Raw genomic sequence first — 26,212 nt, forward strand, 5'->3', positions numbered from 1 at the left:
GGAAACCTATCCCGCCACGCCTACCGACCTGCGGCGGTAGTGACCGGGGCGGATCCCGTATTCGCGGTGGAACGCCGTGCTCAGGGCGTAGGCGCTGGAATAGCCGACTTCACGTGCGACGGACTCGACCGTGTCGTCGCCGCGCTCCAGGAGATCGGCGGCCACGCACAGCCGCCAGCTCGTCAGGTAGGACATCGGCGGCTCCCCCAGCAGGTCGGTGAACCGCCGAGCCAGCGTGGCGCGCGAGACGTGGGCCTGACGAGCCAGCAGCTCGATGGTCCACGGCCGGTGCGGCTCGCCGTGGATGGCTGCGAGCGCGGTCCCCACCACCGGGTCCGAGCTCGCCCGGTACCAGCCGGGGGCCTTCGTCTCGGGGAGGGCGAACCAGTCCCGCAGCGCGCCGGCCAGCACCAGGTCCAGCAGCCGGTCCAGGATGGCCTGCTGGCCGGGCTCCTCGCGGAGGATCTCGGCCTCCAGCAGTCGCAGCGCCGCGGTGCGCTGGTCGGCTCGGGGTACTACGAGCACGCGCGGCAGGGCGCTCAGCAGTCGGTCGGCCACGCGTCCCGTGACGGCGAAGGACCCGGTCAGCATGGCGTCATCGGCGTCCAGCTGCATCCCGCAGGTGCGCGTGCCCAGTGCGATGCCCTCAGCGGCGTTGCCCGCCTCGTCGAGGCACACCCCGGCCTCCGTCTGGACGTACAGCGGCGCGGGGCTCGCTTCGGGATCGCTGGTCACGTCGAAGTGGCCCGGCCCCACGACGACGGCGATGTCCTGGGGCTCCAAGCGGTGCGGTTCGCCGCCGTCCACGATCCACGCCTGCCCGCGCAGCATCGTGACCAGGGAGAGGGAGGCCCGTTCCGCGAGGGTGACCGACCAAGGCGGGTTGGCCAGCGTCCGGCCCAGCAGCGCTCCGGACGATCGGATGTGGTTGAGCACATCGGTCAGGGTGTCCACCGCCGCCAGCCTAGACGATGGAGCATCTCCATGAGACCGCTGGCGATTCTCCGTCTCACGGAAGCGAGGTGTGATGGGGGCATGAGCGCATTCCACGAACCGACGCCAGGCCGTGCCCACTGGGTCTACACCCACCCGCAGCGCGATTCGCTGAACCGGCACCTGCTCCGCGCCGGAACCGCCGCGCTGTCGGAGCGGTACGAGGTGACGGTCTCCGACCTCTACGCCGAGGGGTTCGCCCCGGCGCTCGGCGAGCGCGACCTGGGCAGCCTGTCCGGCTCACCCGGGAACCTCGCCGAGCTGGCGGGCGAGGCCTACGCGCGGGGCGAGGTGGAGTCCGACGTGCGGCGGGAGCAGGAGAGGCTGGCCGCCGCCGAGCTGTTGGTGCTCCAGTTCCCGCTCTGGTGGTACGGCCCGCCCGCGATGGTCAAGGGGTGGCTCGACCGCGTGCTGCAGACCGGGTTCGCCCAGGGCGAGTTCGACGAGACCACGGGCCTGCCGCGCCGGTACGGGGACGGACGCCTGATGGGCCGGAAGGCGCTCGTCATCGTCACCGCCGGCGATGACCAGCGCACCCTGGGGCCGCGCGGGGTCAGCGGTGACCTGGAATCGCTGCTGTTCCCGTTGACCCACGGGGCGCTCTGGTACGTCGGGATCGAAGCGCTGGACCTGCACGTGGTCTACGACGCGGACGGCCTCGACGAAGCGGGACGCCGGCAGCAGGCCGAGCGCCTCACCGAACGGATCACCGGCCTGCCCGACGAGCGCAACCGCCCCTACCGCCGGCTGCTGGACGGCGACTACGGCCGGGACACCCGAGCCCTGCACGAGGACGTCCACCCCGGACGCACGGACCTGGCCATCCACTACCGGGACTGATCGGGCGAGGACCAGGTCCGGGCGGGACCGTGCGATCGAGCGGTTCCACCACCGCAGCACGCGGGATGCGAGCACCACTGCGACCGTGCGGGGCTGGTCAGCGGGCCGGTGCTGCCGCCATCAGCCCGGGTTCGCCGGTCCGGATGCGCTCGTCCGGGCCGGCCGCACCGGGGCCGCGTCGGCCGGCTCGAATCCGAGGCCCTGCTCAGCGCCCTCGACCGCCGGGCGGACCTGACCATTCGAGGGAACGGCTCGGCACCGGGGTGGTACGGTGCCCGCATGGCAGCTTTCACCAAGTGACCCCGCCCGGGTGGCGTCCGTGCTCCGCACGACGACCCACCCGTGGCCTCCCGGGTCCCTCGCACGTCGTCGCGTTCTCGCGACCTCCAGTGAAAGCTCCTGATCCCCCATGACTTCTCGCGCTGCTGAGCGCGTCGGTCCCACGCCCGCCAAGCGGCGGTGGACCGCGCTCGTCTTCCTCTCGCTCCTGCAGTTCCTCATCGCGATCGACGTCACGGTCGTGAACATCGCGCTCCCCTCGATCGGGCAGGACTTCCAGGCGTCACCGCACGCCCTCACCTGGGTCGTCACCGGCTACACCGTGGTCGGTGGCGGGCTCCTGCTGCTCGGTGGGCGGATCAGCGATCTGCTCGGCCGGCGCCGGATGTTCGTCGCCGGTGCCGCCGTGTTCGGCGTCGCCTCGCTCGTCGCCGGCCTGGCGCCGGGCCTGCCGGTGCTGGTCCTCGCGCGGTTCGCCCAGGGAGTCGGCGAGGCGCTCGCGTCCCCGGCCGCGATGTCGCTGATCGCGCTCATGTTCACCGATCCCACCGAGCGGGCGAAGGCGCTCGGGGTGTGGGGGGCCGTGTCCTCCAGCGGCCTGGTGTTCGGCGTGCTGCTCTCCGGGGTCATCACCGACCTGGCGAGCTGGCGGTGGGTGTTCCTGGTCAACCCGCCGCTGGTCGTCGCGGTGCTGGCCGTGGTCCCGGCGTTGGTGGCGCGGGATCCCGCCCGGCGCCCGGAGCGGCTCGACCTGCCCGGGGCGGCCCTGCTGACCGCGGCACCGCTGCTGCTCGTGCTGGGCATCGTCCAGGCCGAGGGGCACGGCTGGACCTCGTGGGCGGTGCTGGCCCCGCTGGCCGCGGGAACGGCCTGCGGGATCGCGTTCGTCCGGCACGAACGCCGCGCCGAGAACCCCCTCGTGCGGCTGCGGATCCTCGCCCACCGCACGCGGCTGACCGCCAACGGCGCCACCGTGCTGCTCAGCGCCGCGCTGTCCACCACGTTCTTCCTCACCACGTTCTACCTCCAGGAAGTGCTGGACTTCGGCCCGCTGGCGGCGGGCGTGGCGTTCCTGCCGTTCTGCGCGGCGCTGCTGCTCGCGGTCTCCGTCGTGGGCCGCGTGGTGAACGCCCTCGGGAGCCGCTGGACCGCCGTCGCCGGTCTGCTGGCCACCGCCCTCGGCACGGCCTGGCTCTCCCGGCTGCCGGAGCGGGGCGACTACGCGGTGGACCTGCTGCCCGGGTTGCTCGCCGTCGCCGTCGGCATGGGCATCGGCCTCATCGCCCTGCAGAACGCGGCCCTCACCGATGTCACGGAGGACGACGCCGGCGTCGCCTCCGGCATGCAGCGCAGCGTCGACCAGCTCGGCGGCGCGCTCGGGCTGTCCGTCCTCGTGGGCGTGGCCGCGTCCAGCTCGGCGGGGGCGACCTTCGGCGCCGAGGGCTACCGGTGGGCGTTCACGGCCGCGCTCGTGGGACTCGTCCTCGCCACCGCGGCCGTCATCGCGTTCGCCTCCCGGCGGCCGGAGCGGTAGGGCGGGTGGTGCGGCGCGCCCGCGTGCCGCACCACCTCCGGGCGCGCTGCGTCAAGGGTGAGCGCTACCAGCGCGTCCTGATCGAGGTGCGCTGCGCACTGCCGCCGGGAACCGGCTTCTCGACTTCACGTCATGGCCTCGTACGACTAGGGAAGAGCTTCCGGAGTAGCGGGGTCAGCGGGGGTGATCGCGTCGATGCCGTGGCTCTCGCCGGGCGCCGGTCGGATCCGGCGGACTTCCACACCCCCGTCCGGCCAACCGGCCTGCTCCGCGGAATCCGGGGAAGCGGTGACCGCGGGGTGCCATCCCCCGAAGGTGAGCCCGGCGGGGCCCTGCGCGCCGGTGTTGACCACGAGCTCGCCGTGGGCGCCGAGCCCGACGAGCGTGATGTCGCCGTCGGGCTCGGTGACCGCCGCGGGGTGATCGGTGACCGCGCCGCCCAGGTCGGTCCAGCTTCCCCCCGCTCCGGCCCGCTCGGCAACGTGCACGGTGCCCGTGGCGTCCCGGGCGATCCGGACCAGGCCTGCGCCCCCGTGCGGTCCCGGATCGGCCAGCACCGGTGCGCCGATCCCGCCGGGACTGGGCAGCGCACCGCGCCCGATCCACCGGCCCTGCGGGGTGAGCGCGCACTCGACCAGCTCACCACCGCGGTCCGTGCGCACCAGCAGCCGGAGGAGACCGTCGCGGCCACGCCCGGCCACGGGCGCCCCCGCCGGGCTGGCAGCGCCGATCGGCACCACCTCGCCGCGCGCGGCCCCGTCCCGCGGAACCTCCCAGTCAACGTCCCAGTGCAGGACCTGTTCCCGGGTGACCGCGAACGCGTGCACCGCACCTCCCCGGCCTGGGACCACCGAGAGGCCGTCCTGGACGTCGGCTCCGCCGAGATCGGTCCACGGCAGCCACCGCAGGCTCCCGGGGGCGGCTTCTCGTCGGATGCTGACCCCGCCCGCGGCGTTCTTCAGCGCCAGCACGACCCGGCCGTCGGAGTCCACGGTGCCGGCGGGCGGTCCGGTCTGGGACGGGTCGGCCCCACCGGGGGTGTCCAGGAGCTGCCACCGCCGGGGCCAGGTCCCCCGCCCGTCCTGGCGCTTGACGAACAGGTGCGCCCCGTCCTCGCTCTGCACGACCAGCGTCAGCCGTCCGCGCCCGTCGCCCAGCACCGAGACCTGCGGGCGGACCGGTCCGGGCAACGGGTGCTGCTGCGGACCTCTCCAGGTGCCCTCCGCGGTGCGCGTCCAGTGCACGAGGGCGCCCGCCCGCACCGAGAACGCCTGCACCCCGCCGCTCGCGTCCTGCGCCGCCCACCTGCCGCGGCGCGGCCACCGGTAGGCGCTGCGGTCGCTCCACTTCTCGTAGATCCCGACGTGGGCGAGCACGTCGTGCGCGGAGTACGCGGCGAACGCCTCCCGCGTCGTGCGCTTGTCCTGTTCGGACAAACCGCTCGGTGCGTCGGCCACGTTGTAGTCGCGGTAGGTCAGCACCGTCGGCGGGGAGGCGGCGGGTCGGTGCGCCGCGAGGGCCTCCTGGGCCAGCACCGCTCCCGCGACGTGGTCCGGATGGTTGTGGGACTCGCCCCAGTGGGACTGGTAGCGCACGTCCGGCTGGTCGTCCTGCAGGCGCACCACGGTGGGCTGGAACCTGTCGAGCAGGGTGGTGAGCGCTCCGATCACGGCCTGCCGGTCGTACGGCTGGGAGTGCTGCACCGCGGCACCGACCGGGACCGTCGTGTTGACGATGACCGAACCGTCCCGGTCCTGCACCAGCCGCGTCAACGCGTGCTCACCGCCCCGCGCGTTCGCGTTCTCGGGAAGGTTCAGGAACACCAGCTTGACGTCGGGCGCCGCGCGCAGCGTGTTGAGCTCGGCGACCCGCCCCTGCCCCACCGGGATCGTGCTGCGCTTCCAGTCGTTCGGCTTCCCGGCCATCTGCGCGTAGCTCGCCCGCGACCCCTCTTGGCGCTCGGCGCTGTACCGCGCCGGTTCGGCCACGTTGTTCTCACCGGCGGTGAGGTAGATCCCGATGGTGGGACGTCCGGCGCGCAACCCCGCGGCCAGATCCGGGTTCATGAACAGGATGTCGTCGTCCGGGTGGGACACGACCTGCACGTAGCGGGCCTGCGGGGGTGCGGGCAGGGACGAGGCGGTGTCGGGCTGCGGGGGCGCTTGGCACGCGGCGGTGAGCGCGAGCACCGCGCCGATGGCGAGTCCGGCGGCCCTGCTCATCGCGCCGCCCCGGCACCGTCCCGGCGGCGCAACGCGTCGAAAGCTTCCGGGCACGACGGGCCCTCGTATCGGACCGACGCCGCCAGGCGAGGGCGGTCGTGACCGGCGGTGGTCAGCTGGACGATGGTCTTCTTCGCGGGGACGCTGCGCCTCACCATGCTTGCCCAATCGTCAGCGGGTCTTCGGGGATATGCCGAGCGCGCGGTTCGGGTTGCTCAGGATCAGTCGGCTCACCGCGGGGTGGCGCGTCCCGGGGTGCCGACCGGCTCGGAGGTGATCGGGGGAACGGCGCGGAAGAAGGTCAGCGTCATGACCGCGCTGTCGCGGTGCGGAGAGCTCCTTCGAGCCGCGCTCCTGGACGAAGCACGGAATCACGGCGGGAAAGATCCACCATCGCTCCCGCACGAGATCGAAAATCCGGGAACGAATTCGCGGAAATCGATCAACCGGCGGGCGCCGCTAAGCCGGACCGCGAAGACTCGACGAAACGGATCAGACCTGGCGGAGAAACGATCTCCCTTTTCTCCACCGGTGCGTGCACCCGGTTTCCCGACAATCGATCTCCACGTTCGGCCCGCACCCGTTGTCCGCGGAACCGCCGCTGCGGCAAGGTTTTCCACGTTCCGACGCGCAGCACTCGCCACCTCCGAGATCGTCGCGGCCGAGCCGGGCGACGGCAAGGCCGAGCACGGTCCGAAAAGTTCGCAGCTCCGGCTTCGCCGAATACCCTTCGCCGATCGATCAGGTCCCGATTGACGATAATTGAGACGAATTTCGACCGCACACCGACATCATTCCCGACCACTCCATAGCGTGATCCCGCACACACCCGATTGAGCCTGACGCGTTCAGCGGTGCGCCGACGGCCTCCCGCGCGCGGGAGGCGTTCCGGCGGAAGCACCCGCGGCCGGGCGTGGCCACGACGAGCTCGGCGGGGTCGTGCCAGTCCTGGTCAACCGGCCTGGTCGGTGGTCGTGCTCGTGGTCGCGGCCACCACGAGGTTGAGGCCTCGGGCGTGGAAGGGGGCGGTGCTCGACCGGGTGGCCGAGTCGTCGGTGACGAGGGTCCAGCCCGGGCTCAGCGGGGTGTGCGCCCGGAAGGGACGATGGCCGAGCTTCTCGGCGTGGACCAGGACGTAGACGTGGTCGGCTCGCCGGGCCATGAGCTCTTTGAGGCGGGTCTGCTCCAGCTCCGCCTCGCAGATGCCGTGCTCGGCGGTGACGCCGTCGGCGCCGAGGAACGCGCGGTCGAACGTCCGGCGCTCCAGGGCGGCTTCGGTCAGCGGGCCGACGAAGCCCTGGCTGAGCTGTCGCAGCGCACCCCCCAGACATTCGACGCGGAGGTCGGCGCCGGCGAGCTCGTGGAGCACGGTGATCGCCGTGGTGACGATCGTCAGGTCGCTGCGGTGCGCCAGCTCGCGGGCGAGGGCGTGGTGGTGCTACCGGAGTCGAGCAGGATCGTCTCGTCGGGCCGCACCTGCTCGGCGGCCCAGCGGGCGATGGCCTGCTTGGCCTCGGCGGCTTCACCGTTGCGCTGGCGCACCGAGGCCTCGTGCCGCAGCGGCATCGCGCCGCCGTAGGTCCGGGCGAGCTGGCCCGCGGCCTCGAGCTGCGCCAAGTCGCGCCGGATCGTCGACGCCGTCACCCCGAACGCCGTCGACAGCTCGTCGACGCTGGTCAACCCGGAACTGTCGGCCAACTGCAGGATCGCCGTCCGGCGCTCCCGCGCTCCGCGGGGCATCGCACCACCCTCTGGTCGGTTCACGCGCACAGGTTAGCGGCCTGGCGGAGGGCTTCGACCATGCTGTCGGCGCTGGCCTCGCCCGTTCCGGCGATGTCGAAGGCCGTGCCGTGGTCGACCGAGGTGCGGATCACGGGCAGGCCGACGGTGATGTTCACACCCGTTTCGATGCCGAGGACCTTGACCGGGCCGTGGCCCTGATCGTGGTACATCGCGACGATGAGGTCGTACTCCCCGCGCGTGGCCAGGAAGAACGCGGTGTCGGCGGGCAGCGGGCCCTGGGCGTCGATGCCGTCGGCGCGGAGCCTCTCCAGCGCCGGGACGATCTTCTCGTCCTCCTCGCCGTGGCCGAACAGGCCGTTCTCCCCGGCGTGCGGGTTGATCCCGCAGACGCCGATGCGCGGGGACTCGACGCCCGAGTCGCGCAGCGTCCGGTCGCCGCGGCGCACGGTGCGCTCGACGAGACCGGGCTCGATCGCGGCGACGGCGTCGATCAGTCCGATGTGGGTGGTCACGTGGATGACCTTCATCGCCGGGGTGGCCAGCATCATCGACACCTCGTCGGTGCCGGTCAGGTGCGCGAGCAGCTCGGTGTGCCCGGGGTAGACGTGCCCGGCCGCGTGCAGCGCCTCCTTGTTCAGCGGCGCGGTGCAGATGCCCTGCGCGGCCCCGCTCGTCGCCAGCTCGCTGGCCACCCGGATGTACTGGTAGGCGGCGTCGCCGGCGACCGGGGACACCGCGCCCCACGGCAGGTCGGCGGGCAGCAGGCCCAGATCGACGACGTTGATCCGGCCCGGTGCGAAGACCGCGTCCTCGACCGACTCGACGGCGACCACCTCGGCCTCGACGCCGAGGATGTCGGCCGCTCGCCGCAGCCGGGCGGCGTCGCCGATGACGACGGGGCGGCACCGGGCGGCGGTGGCCTCGTCGAGGAGCGCCCCGACGGTGACCTCGGGGCCGATACCGGCGCCGTCCCCCATCGTCACGGCGATCACGGGGGTGGTGGAGGCACTGTTCACTTCGTCAACCTTTCGATTCCTGCGGGACGGAGGTGTTCGACGATCCGGACGAGGCTGTCGCGCCCGCCGAAGCTGCCGGGCCGGGTCACCACCGAGGCGCCGAGGGGTGTGCGGCTGCGCACGGCACCGTGGTGGATCTCGCCGACCGGCACCAGGGCGCGGACGCCGAGCGCATCGAGCACCAGCCGCGCCGTCTCACCACCGGTGAGCACCAGGTCGACGGGCCCGGGGTGGCGCCCGACGACGCCTGCCGCGGTGGAAGCCAGACCTCGCACCAGGTCCCGGGAGCGCTCGGGCGGGACCGGCTCGGCGGCGTCGATGCTCAGCGCGGTAGGTCCGCGCTCCAGCGCGCCGAGTGCGCGGGAGAGGGCGGACTCGCTGGTTCCCCGGCCGAGGAGGTCGGCGGGGCGGCACGTCACCACGTGCGTTCCGCGCAGCTCGGCGACGTTCAGCTGCTCGGCGGCCTCGGGAGCGGCCGTGCCGACGACGATCAGCACCGGGTTCCCGGTCGGCGGGGGCGGTGCCTCGACCGCGGAACGGCGGGCGGCGCGTCCGAGGGCGGCGGCCAGACCGCCGGAACCGGCGAGCCGGGCCCGGTCGGGGGCTGCGGTGACCACGGCGTCGAGGTCGGCGTCGGTTTCCCCGTCGCAGACCGCGACCTCGCCGGCGGCGGCGCATTCGGCCAGCGCGGCGCGCAGCGCCGCCGAGCGCACGATCGGCAGCGGGATGCTGCGGCACGGGAGCGGCGCGAGGGCTTCGGCGATGCTGCGCGGCGGGGAGGTGTCCTCGACCTGCCACGCCCCCGAGCGGTGCAGCGGGACGCCGCGCAGGTGAGCGACCCCGCCCACCGCGGTCCGGTCCAGCGCGGGCAGGGCCGGGGCGACGACCAGCGGTCGGTCCGCGGCGGCGCCCAGCACGGCCGCCACGTTGCCGCGCAGCTGGGAGTCGATCTTGAGGAAGACCGGGCGCTCGTGCGCGTCGCGCAGGGCGGCACCGGCGACGCGGGCAGCCTCGGCGGCCGGGAGCGCGCGGGCGTCGAGGTCCACCACGACCACGGATTGCGCGTTGTGCGCATGTGACGCCTCGACCCGCGCGAGTTCGACCGTCGTGGCACGCCCCAGCGGGCGCAGGCACGCAGCGGTCTCCACTGCTCCGGACAAATCGTCGGCCAGCGCGAGAAGCCCTTCTTCCACCGTGTTCAGCTCCTCGTCGTAGCTCTTCCCGGCTCGTCGGACGGGGGCGCGGTCGGTCCCGTGGCGTGGTGACCACGGTAGCGCTGATGCGCGTTTCGCGCCATAGCTATTGCGCGAAACGCGCAATCCTGCGAACGTGAGCCGCGCAACGAGCCCGAGTGGCCATCGCCGTTCCCCGAGGAGTCCCGCATGACCCTGTCGCGTTTGGAGGTGCCCGGCGTCGAGGTGCCCATGTCGTCCCTCGTGCTCGGGACGATGACGTTCGGTGACACCGTCGATGCCGCCGGAGCGGCGAGGATGCTCGACACCGCGCTCGACGCGGGGATCACCGCGGTGGACACCGCCAACGGGTACGCGGGCGGTGCGACCGAGCGCATGCTCGGCGAGCTCCTGCCCTCCCGGCGCGACCGCATCTCACTGGCCACCAAGGCCGGGATGCCGCACCCGGACGCGGGCGAGCACTCACCGCTGTCCCCCGCGGGCCTGCGCGCCGGCGTCGACGGGAGCCTGTCCCGGCTGGGCGTGGACCGCGTCGACCTGTTCTACCTGCACCAGCCCGATCGCGCGGCCTCGCTGACCGACACCCTCGCGACGATCGCGAGCCTGGTCACCGAGGGCAAGATCGGCGCGCTCGGCGTTTCCAACTTCGCCGCCTGGCAGATCGCCGAGCTCAACCAGGTCGCCGACGAGGTGGGCGCGCCGCGCCCGGTCATCGCCCAGCAGCTGTACAACCTGCTGGCCCGCCGCGTCGAGGAGGAGTACGTCGAGTTCGCGGACGCGGCGGGCCTGCTGACCATGGTCTACAACCCGCTGGCCGGCGGACTGCTCACCGGGCGGCACCGCTTCGGGCGCGACCCGTCCTCGGGCCGCTTCGCCGACTCCCGGCTCGCCGAGATGTACCGCGAGCGCTACTGGGACGAGCGGCTCTTCGACGCGATCGAACGCCTCACCACGATCGCCGACGACGCCGGGATCCCGCTGGTGGAGCTGTCGTTGCGCTGGGTGCTCGGCAAACCCGCCACCTCGGCGGTGCTGCTCGGCGGTTCGAAGGTCGAGCAGCTCGGGGCCAACATCGCGGCCCTGGGGGCCGGGCCGCTGCCGCCGGACGTGGTCGAGGCGTGCGACGCCGTCGGGGCGTTCCTGCGCGGACCGATGCCCGCCTACAACCGCTGAACCCGTCTCGATCGAAAGGAACCTCCGTGTCCGCAACGGAATTCGCGCGCAAGTTGCGCGCCCGGGAGAAGGTCGTCGGGTACTGGGTGGTGCTCGACAACCCGATCGGCACCGAGCGCATCGCCCGGCTCGGCTACGACTACGTCGCGGTGGACGCCCAGCACGGCCTGCTCGGCTATTCGGGCCTGCGCGACGCCATGATGGCCATCGACGCGGGCGGCCGGTCCGTCGGCCTGACCCGGGTGGAGGCCAACGACCCGGCCGCCATCGGGCGCGCTCTCGACGCCGGATCGGGCGGGGTCATCGTCCCGCTGGTCGACTCGGCCGAGGACGCCCGCGCAGCGGTGGCCGCCACGCGCTACCCGCCGCACGGCCGCCGCTCCTACGGGCCGATGCGGTCCGGGCTGCGGATCGGCCCGCGCCCGGCCGAGGCGGATGGGAGCACCGCGCTGCTGGCGATGATCGAAACCCCGCAGGGACTGGCCAACGTCCGCGAGATCTGCGCGACCGAAGGCATCGACGGCGTCTACGTGGGACCGTCGGACCTGTGCCTGGCCGTCGGCGGGGCGTTCCCGGGCGACCCGGCCGTGGCGGAGGAGTTCGAGCAGGCGGTGACCGACGTCCGGAGCGCAGCCGCCGAAGCCGGTATCGCGGCCGGCATCCACACGCCCGACGGCGCCACCGCCGCGCGCAGGCTGGAGCAGGGCTACACCTTCGCCAGCATCGCCTGCGACCTGGTGCACCTGGAACGGGTGGCGGGCGAGCACCTGGAGGCGGCGAAGTCGTGACCGAACTGATCACCGACGGCGTGCTCCGCGAGGTCGAGCCGCACCGCCGCGAGACCTTCCTGAGCGCGGGCACCGCGCAGTCGCACGCGGCCAACCTCATGCCGCTGCCCGGCGGCGAGCTCGGTTGCGCCTGGTTCGCCGGGACGCAGGAAGGGCTCTCGGACATCAACGTCTGGTTCGCCCGGCTCGACGACCGGGGGCGCTGGAGCGAACCGGTCCAGGTCTCCGCCGACCCCGAGCGCTCCGAGCAGAACCCGGTGCTGTTCCCCACGCCCGGCGGCGAGCTCTGGCTGCTCTACACCGCGCAGCACTCCGGGAACCAGGACACCGCCGAGGTGCGGCTGGTGACCTCTCGCGACGAGGGGCGCAGCTGGAGCAAGCCCCGCACCCTCATCCCGGCCTCGGACACCGGCGGCGTGTTCGTCCGGCAGCCCGTGGTGGTGCTGGGCTCCGGCCGCTGGGTGCTGCCGGTGTTCCACTGCGTGCGGCCGGGGACCGGCCGGTGGCGCGGGGATGACGACACCAGCGCGGTGCTCGTCTCCGACGACCGCGGTGCCACCTGGTCGCACCACGACGTGCCGGGTAGCACCGGCTGCGTGCACATGAACGTGGTGCCGCTGGCCGGGGGCGGACTGCTCGCGCTGTTCCGGCGCCGCCAGGCCGACGCGATCTTCGCCAGCCGATCCACCGACGGCACCACCTGGAGCGCACCCGAGCCGACCGAGCTGCCCAACAACAATTCGTCGATCCAGGTCACCGCGCTGCACGACGGGCGGCTCGCGCTGGCCTACAACGCCAGCAGCGCCGCCGACGCCACCGAGCGCCGCGCCTCCCTCTACGACGAGATCGACGGCGACTCGATCACCGAACCCGGTGCGGTGCGGGAACAGCCACCCGGAACCGCGTTCTGGGGAGCCCCGCGCGCCCCGCTGACCGTCGCGCTGTCCGCCGACGGCGGGCGCAGCTGGCCGGTGCGCCGCGACGTGGAGGTCGGCGACGGCTACTGCCTGACCAACAACTCCCGCGACGGCCTCAACCGGGAGCTGTCCTACCCCTCGATCACCCAGACCGACGACGGCGACCTGCACGTCGCCTTCACCTACTTCCGCCGGGCGATCAAGCACGTGCGCGTGTCCCCCACCTGGTTCGGCGGCTGAACCCCGGCCTTTGCAATGGAGCAGCCATGGCTAGTGACGTCAACGCGAAATCCGCGGCGGTGAACCACCCAGGCCCACCCGAGACCTGGTCCGGCTTCCTCAGGAGCATGGGCCCGGGAATCGTCGTGGTGATGTCCTGGCTGGGGACGGGCGATTTCATCAGCGCCTCGGTCTCCGGCTCGACCTTCGGCTACGCGCTGGTCTGGACGCTGCTGATCGCCACCTTCTCGCGGTACTTCATCGTCTCGTCGATGTCGAAGTACCAGCTGTGCAACGCGGTCGGCGACGAGACCATCCTGGACGGGTACGGCCGGGTGTGGAAGGGCTTCCCGATGTTCATCGGGGCCACCACGTGCGTGCTCGGCTTCGTCTACGTCTCCTTCCTGACCCTGGCGGCGGCGACCGCGCTCGATTCCCTGTTCCGCCCGGTCCTGCCGTTGGGCAGCTGGGGGGTTCCGCTGTGGGCGCTGTTCACCGCCGCCGTGGCCTACGCGCTGGCCGCGCGGCGCAAGGGGCACTTCCGCGGGCTCGAGATCGTCGCCCAGATCACCATGGCCGTGCTCGTGGTCTGCTTCCTGCTGGCGCTGATCGGCACCGGCATCGACATCCCGAAGCTGTTCGGCGGCCTGCTGTTCGAGATGCCGCCGGGCGAGGCCGGTTACATCACGGCGGCGAGCACGGCGGTCGGGCTCATCGGCGCGGTCGGCGGCTCGGCGGCCAACCTGCTCTACCCGTACCTGATGCACGAGAAGGGTTGGCGCGGGAGCGGTTACCTCAAGCTGCAGCGGCTGGACCTGCGCTTCGGCAGCTTGGTGATGTTCGGCCTGGTGCTGGCCGTCTGGGTGGTCGCGGCCGAAACGCTGCACGGCACCGGGGAGAGCGTGTCCTCCGCCGACGGCCTGGCGAGCATGATGGAGAAGGCCATCGGCCCGGCCGGGCCGCCGATCATGTGGCTGGCGATCTTCTTCACGGTGTTCAACAACATCGTCACCCAGCCGCGCGTGTTCGTGCGGATGTTCGTGGAGTCGCTGCACAAGTCCCGGCCCGAGCGGTTGGCACGCCTGCGCTCGAACCGGGACCTGACCGGTGTCGCGGACAAGGACGCGTTCTCCCACGACCCGCTGTTCTGGATCATCCTCACGGTGATCATGACGGTGCCGATCGTGTTCTCGCTGCCCGGCATGCCCGGCATGGTGATCATGACCCTGCTCGGCAACTCGATCAACGTGCTGACCGTGCCGATGATCATCATCGGTCTGATCGTGATGACCTCGAAGCGCTCCCTGATGGCCGAGGGCTACGCCAACAAGTGGTGGGAGACCGCGCTCCTGGCGCTCATCGGCGGGGTGGGCCTCTGGGCCACCTACGAACTCTGCACCAGCATCGTGGGAACCCTCCTGGGCTGACCGGGCACCGCAGGATCAGGGGTGGCGCGATCGCGGCGGTGATCGCGCCAGCCCACGAGGAGGCTTCCGGTCAGCTTCGCGCAGCGGCGTGCTGCAAGCCGGTCATCACCTCGGCGACCGGGCGGTCGTCGCGCAGGTCCCACAACGCCCCGACGATCCCGGCGGCCTGGTCCGCCTCCACGGCCCGCTCGGCGTTGCCGGTGAACTTGGCGGCGAGCTCGTCGGCCGACAGCGGCCGCTGCGGGCCGCCGCGGTTCTCCCGGACGCGTTCGGTCACCGAGGTGCCGTCGGCGAGTTCGGCGGTGAGCACGGCCGGGAACTGGCGCGGGAACCCGGCCGTCGCCTCGTCGTCGGCGACGACCCGCACCCGCTCGGCGAGCTCCAGCCGCCGGGGGTCGGCCGCGGCGGCATCGGTGAAGTCCTCGTGGAACACACCCAGTCCCCCGCCGCCGAGCAGCGCCGCGGCCACGGTGTAGGGACCGGAGAACGCCGCGTGGTACCCGGAGCGGGGCCGGCGCTTCTCCTCCGCGGGCTCGGCGATCGTCCGCAGGACCGGTGCGGGCACACCGAGCACCAGCGCGCGGACCTCGTCGGCGGTCACCCCCCGCTCGCGCAGCCGGAGCGCCGCATCCACGCCCGCGTGCGTGAAGTGGTTGCACGGGTACGGCTTGAAGAACACGCCCGGCGTCTCCCACCGCTCGCCGAGGCCGTCGGTGACCCGTTCCGGGTGCACCCGCTCGCCGCAGAACGCGCGCAGGAATCCGAAGCGGCCCTCGACCACCGTCGGCGGCCCGGTCAGGCCGTGCCGCGCCAGGTCGGCGGCGACCACGCCGGCGTGCGCGGCCCAGCCGCAGTGCACCCGCTTGATCGTGCCGCCGGTGCGGTTGGCCTCGATGACACCGGCGCCCATGCTCGCCGCGATGCCGACGACCGAGGTCAGCCGGTCCGCGTCGAGCCCCCGCAGCATGCCCGAGGCCACGGCCGCGCCCACCGCGCCGCAGATCGCCGTCGCGTGCTGGCCGTGCTCGAAGAAGACCGAGTTGCCCAGCTCCTCGTCGTAGCCGGCCATGCCCAGGCGGCAGGTCACCTCGACGCCCATCGCGGCAGCGGCCAGCAGCGCCCGACCGCCCGCCCCGGTTCGCTCCGCCGTGGCCAGCGCCGCCGGGACCACCGCCGCCGACGGGTGCAGCACCGAGGGCAGGTGCGTGTCGTCGAAGTCCAGGCTGTGCGCCAGCGTGCCGTTGACCAGCGCCGCCGAGGGCGCCGGTACCCGCTGCGCCAGCCCGATCCCGGTCGCCGCGGGCGTGCCGCCCCACTCGGTGACCACCGCGCCGGTGATCCGGGCCGGTTCCTCGCGCGTGGCGGCCAGCGAGTTGCCGACGACGTCGACGATCCGCCGGACCAGGTCGTCGGCCAACCGGTCGTCGACGCCGTCGGCGGCCAGCCGGGCGCCGACCTCGCCGATCCGCTGCGCCGGGGTGTTCATGCCGCCACCACCGCCAGCGGGCGGACCGGGGCGCCGGTGGCGCCGACGATGCGCAGCGGCGCGAACACGGCCAGGAACTCGCCGAGACCGGCCGCCGCGGCGTCCTCGCACGCCATGTGCTCGACGATGTGGATGCCGCCGTCGACCAGCAGCTCCCGATGCACCGGGAGCACCCGGTGCCCGGCGCCGGCCGGGATCTGCTCGTAGGCGGTGGTGTCCGCGCCGGTCGCGACGATCCGCCGCTCGGCCAGCCAGCGCGCACCCGCCACCGTCATGCCGGGCACGCCGGATTCCTTGCCGACGTAGGCGACCGGGTCGCCGAACAACCGGCCCCAGCCGGTGCGCACCACCGCCACGTCGCCGGGACCGGGCTCGGCGCCGGCGCGCTCGGCGGCCCGCGCCAGGTCCTCCGCCGTCACGCCGTACCCGGGTTCCAGCACGTCCACCCCGTGCACCGCGGCGACGTCGAGGAAGACGCCCCGGGTGACCATCGGCGGGATGGTCTCCGCGCCGTGCGCGGTGTGCTTCCCGCCGCGCTGGGCCTCGACGGCGTCGACGCCGCCGTGCAGCAGGCCGTCGTGGCTGACGTGGGCGAGCGCGTCGACGTGGGTGCCGGTGTGCCCGCCGGTGACGATCACCTCGTTCGACGCCGAGCCGCCGTCGGGGCGGACCGCGTCACCGTGGCGGCGTTCGAGCGTCATCCGGAACCCGGGATGGTTCGGCGAGCCGGCCATCCCGGTGTAGAGCGGGTGGCCGAGCTCGATCACCCGGGTTCCGCCGCGGACGGCGTCGAGCAGTTCGGGGCGTGCGGTGGTCACGGGGTGCTCCTTCCCGGCCGGGTGGGGGCCGGTTCGTCGTTGTCGTTCGGGGAGTCGGCCAGCGCGTCGGCGAGGTCGGTCACCCAACGGGCGCCGGCGACGACGGCCGGATCGACGAAGCGGCCGCGGTCGTCGACCCACGCGGCGGCGTCACCCGCGACGTCGAGCGCGTCGAGCAGGGCCCGGGCCCGCTCGACCTCGTCGCGGTCCGGGGTGAAGGCGCGGTGCACCGGGGCGATCTGCGCCGGGTGGATCACGGAGCGGCCGAAGAACCCGGCGTCGCGCAGCGCGGTGCTGTCCTCGGTGAGCCCCGAGGTGTCGGACAGGTCGGTCCAGACGCTGGCGACCGGGCTGGGCAGCTCGGCCGCGCGGTTCGCGGTGACGATCCGGGCGCGGGCCCAGGCGAGCTCGCGGCGGTCGCGGATCCGCAGGTCGGCGGCGAGGTCGGTCTCGCCGGGCGAGACGCCGACCACCAGCGGGTGGCACTCGGCGAGCTCGAACACCCGACGCAGCCCGCGGGCGCTCTCGACCAGCAGGTGCAGCGGGAGCCCGGTCCGCTCCGCCAGCGCGGCGACGGCCGCGGGGTCTTCGGCCTTGGGGACCCGCAGGCCCGCGGCGTCGCGGCCGACCAGCGCCGCGGCGTCGGCGTCGGCCCAGGCGGTGCCGGCCCCGTTGATGCGGACCCAGACCCGGTTCCGCCGGGACGCGCACGTCGTCACCGCGGTGTCCCGGGCCTGTTCCTTGTGCGTGGGCGGCACCGCGTCCTCCAGGTCCACGACGACCGCGTCCGCCGGGCCGTCGAGCGCCTTGCGGACGAGGTCGGCGCGGTGCCCGGGGACGTAGAGCCAGCTCCGGGCCAGGCCGACGGCGGTCACACGACCCCCTGCGCCCGCAGCCGGTCCAGCTCGTCGGCATCGACGCCGAGCCCGCCGAGGACCTCGGCGGTGTGCGCACCCAGTCGCGGGCCCGTGGTGCGGACCGATCCGGGGGTCTCCGACAACCGGAAGGGGGTGTTCTGGAAGCGGACGGGGCCGAGCTCGTCGTCGTCGATGGTCACGATGCTGCCCAGCGCGTTGAAGTGCGGATCGGCGAGCACGTCGGCGGCGGTGTAGATCGGGGCGACCGCGGCCTCGGCCTTCTCGAACGCCTCGACGACCTCGTCCCGGCCGCGGGCGGCGATCCAGGACCCGACGGCTGCGTCGAGTTCCTCGACGTGCTCGGCCCGGCTCGCGCCGCTGGCGAACCACGGCTCGTCGATCAGCTCGGGCGCGCCGACCAGCCGCATCACCCGCTCGGCGATGGAGTGGGCGCTGGTGGACACGGCCACCCACCGGCCGTCGGCGCAGCGGTAGGTGTTGCGCGGAGCGTTGTTGGTCGAGCGGTTGCCGGTGCGCGGCTGCAGGACCCCGAGCTGGTCGTAGGCGATCAGGCCCGGCCCGAGCAGGTGCAGCAGCGGCTCGATGATCGCGGTGTCCAGCACCTGCCCGCGGCCCGTGGCCTCGCGGGCGCGCAGCGCGGTCATGATGCCGAACGCCGTGGTCAGCGCGGCGACGCCGTCGGCGAGTCCGAACGGTGGCAGGGTGGGCGGACCGTCCGGCTCGCCGGTCATGGCGGCGAACCCGCTCATCGCCTCGGCCAGCGTGCCGAAGCCGGGCCGGGACGCGTACGGCCCGGTCTGGCCGAACCCGGTCACCCGGGCCAGCACCAGCCGCGGGTTGCGGGCGGACAGTTCCTCCCAGCCCAGCCCCCAGCGCTCCAGGGTTCCGGGCCGGAAGTTCTCGATCACCACGTCCGCGTCGGCGGCGAGGTCGAGGAACAGCTCCCGCCCGCGAGGGGTCGAGAGCACCAGCGTGATCGCCCGCTTGTTGCGGGCCAGCATCTTCCACCAGAGCCCGACGCCGTCCTTCTGCGCGCCGTGGGTCCGGGCGGGGTCGCCGCGCGGGTGCTCGATCTTGATCACGTCGGCGCCCTGGTCGCCCAGCAGGGTGGCGGCCAGCGGGCCGGCGAACAGGGTGGAGGCGTCGAGGACCTTCAGGCCCCCCAGCGCAACCGGGTGGTCGTGGCTCATGGCGTCCTTCCGGTGGGGGTGGGGACGGCGCGCGCGGGCGCGGTGCCGCCGAGCCGAGCGGTGATCCGGTCGGCGGCCTCGATCAGTTCGGGGGCGGTCTCGGCGACGAACTCCTCCGTCACCCGGAATCGCGGCCCGCACACCGAGACCGCGCCGACCAGCCCGCCGGGACCGAACACCGGCACGGCGACCGAGCCGGCGTCGCCCTGCCGCTCGCCGGCGGAGGCCGCGTAGCCGCGCTCGCGGATCCGGACCAGCTCGGCCCGCAGCGCATCCGGGTCGGTCGGCGTGGCGGGGGTGAGCGCGGTGAGCTCGTCGGCGAGCAGCCGGTCGACCTCGTCGCGGGCGGAGTGGGCGAGCATGCACTTGCCGGAGGAACCCGCGTGCAACGGAAACCGCCGGCCGAGCTCCACCGACATGGTGATCTCGTGGGTGCCGACGACCTGGTCGAGGTAGACGCGACCCCCGTGCACTTTCGCGCTGATCGTCACCGTCTCGTGCAGGCGGTCGCGCAGGTCGGCCAGGAACGGCAGGGCCGCCGTCCGGAGGTCGGAGTCGCGCAGGGCCCGGCTGCCCAGCGCGGCAGCCGCCGGCCCCAGCCGGTACTCCCGGCTGGCCGGGTCGTAGGCGATCAGGTTCCGGCTGGTGAGCGACCGCAGGATGCGGTGCACGACGGCCTTGGACAGGTCGAGCTCCCGGGACACCCGGCTCACGCCGAGGGTCGGCGGCCCGTCGGTGAACAGCAGCAGGACGTCCGCCACCCGCTCGGTGGCCCCGGTCCCTCCGGTCGACTCCGCCACGCCGGTCTCCTCGCGCTCAGATACGTACCGCTGGACGGAACAAGAATGCGGTGAACCGTGCGGCGTGTCAAGGAATTTACACCGGAGGTATTGCACTTGTGCAGGCGCTGCTGGTGTTATCGACCTCACCGAACGACCGGGCAGCGCGTTTCGCTCAACGGAACAGAGCGAGTCCGGTCGGGGCAGGAGGAACGATGACGTTCGACGTCGACCTGGTGGTCGCGGGTGCTGGTGGCGGGTTGACCGCCGCGGTCCGGGCCGCGGAGCTCGGTCTCGACGTGCTGGTGGTGGACTCCGATCCGCACTTCCGCCGCGGCAACAACACCTCGATGTCCACCGCGATGATCCCGGGCCCCGGGTCGCGCTTCCAGGCGGCCGCGGGAATCACCGACTCCCCGGAGCGGTTCGTCGCCGACATCGCGCGCAAGACCGGGGGGACCGCCGACCTGCGGATCGCCACGGCCCTGGCCCACGTCGGCGCCGAGCTCGTCGAATGGCTCGCCGACCACGTCGGGATGCCGATCGAGCTGCCCACCGACTTCACCTACCCCGGGCACTCCGCGCCCAGGGTGCACAGCCTGCCCGGGCGGCACGGGTCGGCGCTGCTGCGCCACCTGCTCGACGCCGCCGACCGCAGCGAGCGGATCGATCTCCTGGTCCCCGCCCGGCTCACCGCGGTCGATGCGGGACCGGAGGGGAACAGGGTCGCCGTCGTCGAGACCCCGGACGGCGCGCGCGAGGAGATCGGCACCCGTGCCGTGCTGCTCGCCACCAGCGGGTACGGCGCCGACGCCGCGCTCGTCGCGACCCACCTGCCGGAGATCGCCGGTGCGCACTACCACGGCGGCGAGCACTCCCGCGGCGACGCGCTCCGGATCGGCGGGGAGCTCGGTGCGGCCACCGGCTTCCTGGACGCCTACCAGGGCCACGCCGCCCTCTCGGCGGCCGCGCACACCCTGGTGACCTGGACGGCGGTGATGCACGGCGCCGCCGTCGTCGACACCGGGGGGCGGCGTTTCGGCGACGAGACCACCGGCTACTCCGAGTACGCCGCCGCGCTCGCCGCTCGTCCGGGCGGACGCGGGTGGCTGGTGTTCGACGAGCGCATCGACGGGCTGTGCCGCGCCTTCGGCGACTACCACGACGTCCTGGCCGCCGGCGCGGTGCGCACCGCCGACGCGATCCCGGAGCTGGCCGCGGTGATCGGCGTCCCGGCAGCGCCGCTGGAGTCCGAACTGGACGCGCTGGCCCGGGTCGCGGCCGGCGAGCACGTCGACCGGTTCGGCCGCACCACCGCGACGCCGCTCCGCGCACCGTGGCACGCCGTCGAGATCGTTCCGGCGCTGTTCCACACCCAGGGCGGGCTGCTCGTGGACGAGCACGCCCGCGTCCTCGACCCCGCCGGTGCCCCGGTCCCCGGGCTGTACGCCTCCGGTGGCGCGGCCGCGGGCATCTCCGGCCACGGCGCGGCCGGTTACCTGGCCGGCAACGGTCTGCTGCCCGCGCTGGGCCTCGCCTACGTCGCCGCCGGGCACCTCGCCCGGTCGATCCCCACCAGCCGAACCCGCACCCCGGAAGGTGTCCGATGACCCAACCCGACCTGATCGTCCGCGACGTGCGCGTCGTCCGCCCCGGCGGCGGGGAGCCCGTCCCCGCCGACATCGCCGTCGCCGACGGCGTCATCACCGAGGTCGGCCCCCGGTTGGCCGTCCCGGAAGGCACCGAGGTGCACGAGGGGCGTGGCCTGCTCGCGTTCCCCGGCGTCGTCGACGCCCACCAGCACTGGGGCATCTACAACCCGCTGTCCGACGACACCGCGACCGAGAGCCGGGCGTGCGCGCAGGGCGGCGTGACGACCTCGCTGACCTACATGCGGACGGGGCAGTACTACCTCAACCGCGGCGGCCCCTACTCCGAGGTGTTCCCGGAGGTGCTCGCCGCCGCCGAAGGCCGGTCGTACGTGGACTACGCCTTCCACCTCGCGCCCATGCAGGTGTCGCACATCGACGAGATCCCGGCCCTCGTCCGCGACCACGGCGTCACGTCGTTCAAGATCTTCATGTTCTACGGCAGCCACGGGTTGCACGGCCGCTCCACCGACCAGAGCGACTTCCTGATGATCCCCGAGGGCGAACGCTACGACATCGCCCACTTCGAGTTCGTCATGCGCGGGATCCAGGCCGTCCGCGAGGCGAACCCGGAGATCGCCGACCAGATCTCGCTGTCCCTGCACTGCGAGACCGCCGAGATCATGACCGCCTACACGCGGTTGGTCGAGGAGGAGGGCGCGCTGTCCGGGCTGGAGGCCTACAGCGCCTCGCGCCCGCCGCACTCGGAGGGGCTGGCGGTGACCATCGCCTCCTACCTCGCGCACGAGACGGGCCTGCCGACCATCAACCTGCTGCACCTGTCGTCGGCCAAGGCGATGGAGGCCGCGATGCTGATGGCGAAGACCTTCCCGCACGTCGACTTCCGGCGGGAGGTCACCATCGGGCACCTGCTCGCCGACGTGACGACCGCCGACGGGATCGGCGGCAAGGTCAACCCGCCGCTGCGCCCGCGGGCCGACGTCGAGAAGCTGTGGGAGCACGTCTTCGCCGGTGACGTCAGCTGGGTGGTCTCCGACCACGCCTGCTGCCGGGAGGAGAAGAAGTTCGGCCCGGACCGCGACGACGTGTTCGCGGCGAAGTCCGGCTTCGGGGGAACCGAGTACCTCCTGCCGGGCCTCGTCGGCGAAGGCCGCAAGCGGGGACTGCCGATGTCGACCGTCGCCGAACTCGTGTCGACCAACCCCGCCCGGCGGCTCGGCCTGCCCACCAAGGGCGACCTCGCCCCCGGTTTCGACGCCGACATCGCGCTCGTCGACCCGGACCGCTCCTTCGTGGTGGACCCGGCGGACTCCGAGTCCACTCAGGAGTACACGCCGTTCCGCGGCCTGGAGATCGGTTCGACGGTCGAAACGACGTTCCTCCGCGGCCAGCGGATCTTCGACGAGGGCAAGGTGCGCGGCGAACCGCGCGGGAGCTACCTGCACCGCCCCACGGGTCGTTGAGACCGCGCGCCGGGCACGGGATTCCGGCGGAGCGCGCTGGCGCGCCCCGCCACGTGCGCCGCCTTCCCGGCCATCGCCGCCGCCACCGCGGGGTTCTCCGGTGACACCACTCCCAGGTCGTGGAGCAGGAATGAATCCGCGCGAAAGCTGATCCGAGCCAAGGGAAACGCTCATGAGCACACGGTTCCGCTTCGTGACGTTGGGGCTGGTCGTCGGCCTCATCGTCATCAACTACCTCGATCGCAGCGCGGTCTCCTACGCGGTCGAACCGCTGGAGGAAGCGTTCGGGATCACCACCGCGCAGTACGGGATCATCAGTTCCGTCTTCTCGGTCGGGTACATGGTCGCCGCGTTCCTGTCCGGGCCGTTGGTGGACCGGTTCGGGTGCCAGCGGGTGCTGCTCGTCGCCGTCGCGCTGTTCTCGATCACCACGGCGCTCATCCCGGTCGCCGGATCGTTCGCGGGCCTGCTGGTCGTCCGCCTGCTGCTCGGGATCGGGGAGGCACCGGCGTTCCCGGCGGCGACCCGGACGGTCAGCCGCTGGCTGCCGGTCCGCGAACGCGGGGTCGCGCTGGCCCTCTGCGGCGGTGTCGCGGTCGCGGGCAGCCTGCTGATCTCCGGTCCGCTGCTGACCTGGCTGATGGACCTCGTCGGCTGGCGCGGCATGTTCTGGATGCTGGCGATCTTCGGCGTCGGCTGGGCCGTCCTCGCGATCGCGCTGCTGCGCGACCTGCCGGAGGAGTCGCCGAGGGTGAACGCGGCCGAGCGGGCCCTCATCCGGTCGGGGCAGGAGCCGGAGGCGGGTTCGGGCCGATCGCCGGTGCGGTGGCGCCCCCTGCTGACCAACCGGAACCTGTGGGTGGTCGCGGGCGGCTACTTCGCCTGGGGCTTCATGTTCTGGGGCTTCATGTACTGGCTGCCCTCGTTCCTGTCCGGTGCCTACGGGCTCAGTGTCGAGCAGGCCGGCGCGTTCTCGATCGCGCCGTGGGCGTGCGGCATCGTCGGGGCGCTGGCCGGCGGCGTCATCGTCGACCGCGTCTACCGCCGCAGCCCGCGGATCCGCAGCCGGTTCGCGGTCATGGGCGTGGCCCTGCTGCTGGCCGGGTGCTCGCTGGCACCGCTGGCGATCGCGCCGACCTTGACCGTCGCGCTGATCTCGATCTCGCTCGGCGTCGGCTTCGGCTTCATCACGGGCGGCATCTGGTGGGTCGCCGCCATCGACGCGGCTCCGGACCAGCCAGGCAGCGCGGCCGGATTCGCCGACGCGGCCTTCGCGGCTTCCGGGATCGTGGCCCCGTCGGTGATGGGCTTCATCGTGTCCAGCACCGGCAGCTTCACCAGCGGGTTCGTCGTCATGGCCGGGCTGGCGGTGGCCGGGGCGCTGCTCATGCTGCTCGTCCCGCGCGAGCGCGCCGCCGCCGACGCGGCCACGAACGTCACCGCGCGGTCCTGACCATGTCCGCGCGGGAGACGCGTCAGGACCTCGTCCGGGCCGCCGTCGGACGGCTGGGCGACTGGGTGGCTCAGCTGCGCTGGTCCGAGGTCCCCGCCGAGGTCCGGGAACGGCTGCTGACCGTGCTCGTCGACGCCGTCGCGGTCACCGCGCTCGGCTCGCGCGAGCCCGCGCAGCGGGCGCTGGTCGAGGCGTGGGACCCGCCGGCCGGGCCGGCGCCCCTGTTCGGGACGGCCCGGACGGTCGCGGTCGATGCCGCCGCGTGGTTGAACGCCACCGCGTCGGTCCGGCTCGAACTCGACGATGGCCACCGGCTCGCCGGTGGCCATCCGGCGGCGCACGGCTTCCCCGCCGTGCTGGCCCTGGCGTCGCGGGGGGCGACGACGGGAGAGGACTTGTGCAGCGCGCTGCTCGCCGCCTACGAGGTCGCCGCCAGGTTCGGGCGTGCGACCCGCCTCCGGCCGGGCGCGCACCCGCACGGCAACTGGGGCGTCGCCGGCGCGGGGGCGGGCTGCGCCCGGGTCCTGCGGCTGCGTTCGGACGGCGCAGCGGTCGCGATCGACGCCGCGAGCGGCCTGCCGATCGCCGGACCCTTCTCCGCGGCCCTGGACGGGAACCCGGTACGCGACGCCTGGATCGGCGCCGCGAACCAGTCCGGTCTCGCCGCGGCCCGGCTGGCCGCGTCCGGGGCCGGGCACTCGACCGGTGTCGCCGCCGAGTCGCTCGGGGACCTGCTCGGCGATCTCGACCCCGGAGCGCTCGACGACGGCCTGGGCGAGCGCTGGGAGGTCCTCGGCGGCTACTTCAAGCAGCACTCGTCGTGCTCGTTCACGCACGCCGCCGCCGACGCGGCGCTCTCCCTGCGGGACCGGGTCGACGACCGCCCCTCGGAAGTCCTCGTCGAGATCCACTCGCTCGGCGCGCAGCTCGACCGGACGCGGTGGCCGACCCCGCTGGCCGCCATGTTCTCGCTGCCGTTCGTCGTCGCCACCGCGCTGCGCCGGGGACGCGTCGCCCCGGCCGACCTGTCCGCGGACGCGCTGGCCGACCCCGCCACGGCGGACCTCGCCCGCCGGGTCGTGGTGCGGGCGGCGGCCGACCTGGACGCCCGGCTACCGGCCGAACGCCCCGTCCGGGTCACCGTGCGCACGACCCGCGGCCGGTTCGTCGCGGAACGGCCGAACCCGGTCGGCGACGCCGCGTACCACCCCTTCACCCCGGACGACCGGGCCCGCGTCCTGGGTGAGCTGCTCGGCGCCCCCGACGTGGTCGCCGGCATCCGGGACTACTGCGCCGCGCTGCCGGAGGCGGCCGATGCCGGGGAACCGCTGCGGGCCCTCGGCCGGGTGACCCACTTCCGATGAGGAGGAACCGCATGCTCGTCCACGCCGTCACCCCGATCACCGTCGGGCGGGCCGAACTGGCCCGCCGCCAGGCCCGGTACGACGCGCTCGCCCCGGCCGGGATCCAGGTGGTGCTGACCGACCTCCACCCGGACGGTCCCCGCGCGCTCGACACCGCGGCCGAGGTGCGCCGCTCGGAAACCCTCGTCGGCGAGGCCTTGGCCGAGGCGCCCGACTGCGACGCGGTGCTCCCGGACTGCGTGCTCGACCCCGCGGTACCGGCCGACGGGGGCGCGATCAACGGCCGCCCCGCGCTCGGCCTGCTCCGGCTGACCGTCGGTGCCGCGGTCGCCGCCGGGCACCGGGTCGGGGCGATCACCCGGAACGAGGCGATCGCGGCGGAGCTCCGCCACCGGATCACCCGCTACGGCTGGGGCTCGTCGTTCCACGAGGTCGGCGTGCTGGCGCTCCCGGTCGCCGACATCACCGACCCCGCGCGCTGGTCCGCCGCGATGCGCCCCGCGCTGAGCGCGGCCCGCGCCGCCGGGGTCACCGCGGTGGTGAACGGGTGCTCGGCGGTCGACACCGCCACCGACCAGGAGCCCGGCCTCCCCCTGGTGCTCGACCCGATCCGGACCGGCCTCGGCGTGCTCGGGGCGCTCGGCGGTGCCCCGACCCGTTGAGGTCGGACACCGATGTCCGGTACCGGGTCGGCGCAGAGAGTTCAGCCGTGCTGGGGTCACTCGTTCCCGGCTTGGGTGTCTGCCATGTCCGGTTGGCCGACGGCGACCCGCCGCAACAGTTCGGCGGAATCGGGCGCGGCGATCAGGCGGTCGAGATCGCAGGGA

The 26,212-nt window shown here is 73.6% G+C and carries 22 protein-coding genes; 11 read left to right on the top strand and 11 right to left on the bottom strand.

The genetic code is table 11. The features are described from left to right. Window positions 1-6: 6 nt before the first annotated feature. Entirely contained in the window at window positions 7-954 is a 948-nt protein-coding gene (locus ACQP0T_RS17965; protein WP_433869124.1) for an AraC family transcriptional regulator, read from the bottom strand. Window positions 955-1,035: 81 nt separating this feature from the next. On the opposite strand from ACQP0T_RS17965, the gene ACQP0T_RS17970 reads away from it, so the two are divergent. Then, window positions 1,036-1,833, top strand: coding sequence for an NAD(P)H-dependent oxidoreductase (locus ACQP0T_RS17970; RefSeq protein WP_433869125.1), 798 nt, complete (start codon window positions 1,036-1,038; stop codon window positions 1,831-1,833). 409 nt (window positions 1,834-2,242) lie between these two features. Beyond that, complete coding sequence (locus ACQP0T_RS17975) at window positions 2,243-3,646, top strand: MFS transporter (RefSeq protein WP_433869126.1); 1,404 nt, start codon at window positions 2,243-2,245, stop codon at window positions 3,644-3,646. A 146-nt stretch (window positions 3,647-3,792) separates the two neighbouring features. On the opposite strand, the gene ACQP0T_RS17980 is transcribed toward ACQP0T_RS17975, so the two are convergent. The 5 genes from ACQP0T_RS17980 to ACQP0T_RS18000 form a co-directional block, all read right to left on the bottom strand. Then, window positions 3,793-5,868, bottom strand: coding sequence for a PIG-L family deacetylase (locus tag ACQP0T_RS17980; protein ID WP_433869127.1), 2,076 nt, complete (start codon window positions 5,866-5,868; stop codon window positions 3,793-3,795). Window positions 5,869-6,820: 952 nt separating this feature from the next. Beyond that, a complete protein-coding gene (locus ACQP0T_RS17985) occupies window positions 6,821-7,282 on the bottom strand; it encodes a hypothetical protein (protein ID WP_433873762.1) in 462 nt (153 codons plus the stop codon). Then, on the bottom strand, window positions 7,261-7,632 hold the full coding sequence (locus ACQP0T_RS17990) for a DeoR family transcriptional regulator (protein ID WP_433869128.1): 372 nt from the start codon (window positions 7,630-7,632) through the stop codon (window positions 7,261-7,263). Before ACQP0T_RS17990 ends, ACQP0T_RS17985 begins: the two co-directional genes overlap by 22 nt. Continuing rightward, window positions 7,629-8,627 (bottom strand): 4-hydroxythreonine-4-phosphate dehydrogenase PdxA, encoded by a 999-nt coding sequence (pdxA, locus tag ACQP0T_RS17995; protein ID WP_433869129.1) that lies wholly within the window; start codon window positions 8,625-8,627, stop codon window positions 7,629-7,631. Before pdxA ends, ACQP0T_RS17990 begins: the two co-directional genes overlap by 4 nt. Further along, window positions 8,624-9,820, bottom strand: a complete 1,197-nt coding sequence (locus ACQP0T_RS18000; RefSeq protein WP_433869130.1) for a four-carbon acid sugar kinase family protein — start codon at window positions 9,818-9,820, stop codon at window positions 8,624-8,626. Before ACQP0T_RS18000 ends, pdxA begins: the two co-directional genes overlap by 4 nt. Window positions 9,821-10,009: 189 nt before the next feature. Between ACQP0T_RS18000 and ACQP0T_RS18005 the strand changes: the two genes are divergently transcribed. Genes ACQP0T_RS18005 through ACQP0T_RS18020 form a run of 4 tightly spaced genes read left to right on the top strand, consistent with a single transcriptional unit; the run spans window position 10,010 to window position 14,344 of the window. Beyond that, window positions 10,010-10,993 (top strand): aldo/keto reductase, encoded by a 984-nt coding sequence (locus tag ACQP0T_RS18005; RefSeq protein WP_433869131.1) that lies wholly within the window; start codon window positions 10,010-10,012, stop codon window positions 10,991-10,993. A 26-nt stretch (window positions 10,994-11,019) separates the two neighbouring features. Further along, a complete protein-coding gene (locus ACQP0T_RS18010; RefSeq protein WP_433869132.1) occupies window positions 11,020-11,781 on the top strand; it encodes an HpcH/HpaI aldolase family protein in 762 nt (253 codons plus the stop codon). Continuing rightward, on the top strand, window positions 11,778-12,938 hold the full coding sequence (locus ACQP0T_RS18015; RefSeq protein ID WP_433869133.1) for a sialidase family protein: 1,161 nt from the start codon (window positions 11,778-11,780) through the stop codon (window positions 12,936-12,938). The genes ACQP0T_RS18010 and ACQP0T_RS18015 overlap by 4 nt, the downstream gene beginning before the upstream one ends. A gap of 26 nt (window positions 12,939-12,964) precedes the next feature. Continuing rightward, window positions 12,965-14,344: an Nramp family divalent metal transporter gene (locus ACQP0T_RS18020; RefSeq protein ID WP_433869134.1), complete on the top strand. Its 1,380-nt coding sequence runs from the start codon at window positions 12,965-12,967 to the stop codon at window positions 14,342-14,344. A gap of 70 nt (window positions 14,345-14,414) precedes the next feature. On the opposite strand, the gene ACQP0T_RS18025 is transcribed toward ACQP0T_RS18020, so the two are convergent. From ACQP0T_RS18025 to ACQP0T_RS18045, 5 genes are read right to left on the bottom strand one after another with little or no spacing between them, the layout of a single operon-like run. Then, window positions 14,415-15,830 carry an MmgE/PrpD family protein gene (locus tag ACQP0T_RS18025; protein ID WP_433869135.1) on the bottom strand — a complete coding sequence of 472 codons (1,416 nt, stop codon included), beginning with the start codon at window positions 15,828-15,830 and terminating at the stop codon, window positions 14,415-14,417. Beyond that, window positions 15,827-16,648 (bottom strand): cyclase family protein, encoded by an 822-nt coding sequence (locus tag ACQP0T_RS18030; protein ID WP_433869136.1) that lies wholly within the window; start codon window positions 16,646-16,648, stop codon window positions 15,827-15,829. Before ACQP0T_RS18030 ends, ACQP0T_RS18025 begins: the two co-directional genes overlap by 4 nt. Then, entirely contained in the window at window positions 16,645-17,523 is an 879-nt protein-coding gene (locus ACQP0T_RS18035) for an HpcH/HpaI aldolase/citrate lyase family protein (protein WP_433869137.1), read from the bottom strand. The genes ACQP0T_RS18030 and ACQP0T_RS18035 overlap by 4 nt, the downstream gene beginning before the upstream one ends. Beyond that, the gene (locus ACQP0T_RS18040) at window positions 17,520-18,716 is read right to left on the bottom strand and encodes a CaiB/BaiF CoA transferase family protein (RefSeq protein WP_433869138.1); all 1,197 of its coding nucleotides are present in this window, start codon (window positions 18,714-18,716) and stop codon (window positions 17,520-17,522) included. Before ACQP0T_RS18040 ends, ACQP0T_RS18035 begins: the two co-directional genes overlap by 4 nt. Beyond that, window positions 18,713-19,516, bottom strand: a complete 804-nt coding sequence (locus tag ACQP0T_RS18045; protein WP_433869139.1) for an IclR family transcriptional regulator — start codon at window positions 19,514-19,516, stop codon at window positions 18,713-18,715. The genes ACQP0T_RS18040 and ACQP0T_RS18045 overlap by 4 nt, the downstream gene beginning before the upstream one ends. Before the next feature lie 194 nt (window positions 19,517-19,710). On the opposite strand from ACQP0T_RS18045, the gene ACQP0T_RS18050 reads away from it, so the two are divergent. The 5 genes from ACQP0T_RS18050 (at window position 19,711) to ACQP0T_RS18070 (ending at window position 26,047) form a co-directional block, all read left to right on the top strand. Continuing rightward, window positions 19,711-21,105: an FAD-dependent oxidoreductase gene (locus tag ACQP0T_RS18050; RefSeq protein WP_433869140.1), complete on the top strand. Its 1,395-nt coding sequence runs from the start codon at window positions 19,711-19,713 to the stop codon at window positions 21,103-21,105. Then, window positions 21,102-22,568 (top strand): dihydroorotase, encoded by a 1,467-nt coding sequence (locus tag ACQP0T_RS18055; protein WP_433869141.1) that lies wholly within the window; start codon window positions 21,102-21,104, stop codon window positions 22,566-22,568. The genes ACQP0T_RS18050 and ACQP0T_RS18055 overlap by 4 nt, the downstream gene beginning before the upstream one ends. 172 nt (window positions 22,569-22,740) lie before the next feature. Beyond that, window positions 22,741-24,021 carry an MFS transporter gene (locus ACQP0T_RS18060; protein ID WP_433869142.1) on the top strand — a complete coding sequence of 427 codons (1,281 nt, stop codon included), beginning with the start codon at window positions 22,741-22,743 and terminating at the stop codon, window positions 24,019-24,021. 2 nt (window positions 24,022-24,023) lie between these two features. Next, entirely contained in the window at window positions 24,024-25,385 is a 1,362-nt protein-coding gene (locus ACQP0T_RS18065) for an MmgE/PrpD family protein (RefSeq protein ID WP_433869143.1), read from the top strand. A gap of 11 nt (window positions 25,386-25,396) precedes the next feature. Next, on the top strand, window positions 25,397-26,047 hold the full coding sequence (locus tag ACQP0T_RS18070) for an aspartate/glutamate racemase family protein (protein ID WP_433869144.1): 651 nt from the start codon (window positions 25,397-25,399) through the stop codon (window positions 26,045-26,047). Window positions 26,048-26,212 lie beyond the last annotated feature (165 nt).

Source organism: Saccharopolyspora sp. CA-218241, from assembly GCF_050954615.1.
Lineage (GTDB): Bacteria > Actinomycetota > Actinomycetes > Mycobacteriales > Pseudonocardiaceae > Saccharopolyspora > Saccharopolyspora cebuensis.

Coding starts and splice junctions, on each gene's coding strand:
- ACQP0T_RS17970 (WP_433869125.1), top strand. CDS start 1,036: ATGAGCGCATTCCACGAACCGACGCCAGGCCGTGCCCACTGGGTCTAC.
- ACQP0T_RS17975 (WP_433869126.1), top strand. CDS start 2,243: ATGACTTCTCGCGCTGCTGAGCGCGTCGGTCCCACGCCCGCCAAGCGG.
- ACQP0T_RS17980 (WP_433869127.1), bottom strand. CDS start 5,868: ATGAGCAGGGCCGCCGGACTCGCCATCGGCGCGGTGCTCGCGCTCACC.
- ACQP0T_RS18005 (WP_433869131.1), top strand. CDS start 10,010: ATGACCCTGTCGCGTTTGGAGGTGCCCGGCGTCGAGGTGCCCATGTCG.
- ACQP0T_RS18020 (WP_433869134.1), top strand. CDS start 12,965: ATGGCTAGTGACGTCAACGCGAAATCCGCGGCGGTGAACCACCCAGGC.
- ACQP0T_RS18025 (WP_433869135.1), bottom strand. CDS start 15,830: ATGAACACCCCGGCGCAGCGGATCGGCGAGGTCGGCGCCCGGCTGGCC.
- ACQP0T_RS18040 (WP_433869138.1), bottom strand. CDS start 18,716: ATGAGCCACGACCACCCGGTTGCGCTGGGGGGCCTGAAGGTCCTCGAC.
- ACQP0T_RS18050 (WP_433869140.1), top strand. CDS start 19,711: ATGACGTTCGACGTCGACCTGGTGGTCGCGGGTGCTGGTGGCGGGTTG.
- ACQP0T_RS18055 (WP_433869141.1), top strand. CDS start 21,102: ATGACCCAACCCGACCTGATCGTCCGCGACGTGCGCGTCGTCCGCCCC.
- ACQP0T_RS18060 (WP_433869142.1), top strand. CDS start 22,741: ATGAGCACACGGTTCCGCTTCGTGACGTTGGGGCTGGTCGTCGGCCTC.
- ACQP0T_RS18065 (WP_433869143.1), top strand. CDS start 24,024: ATGTCCGCGCGGGAGACGCGTCAGGACCTCGTCCGGGCCGCCGTCGGA.
- ACQP0T_RS18070 (WP_433869144.1), top strand. CDS start 25,397: ATGCTCGTCCACGCCGTCACCCCGATCACCGTCGGGCGGGCCGAACTG.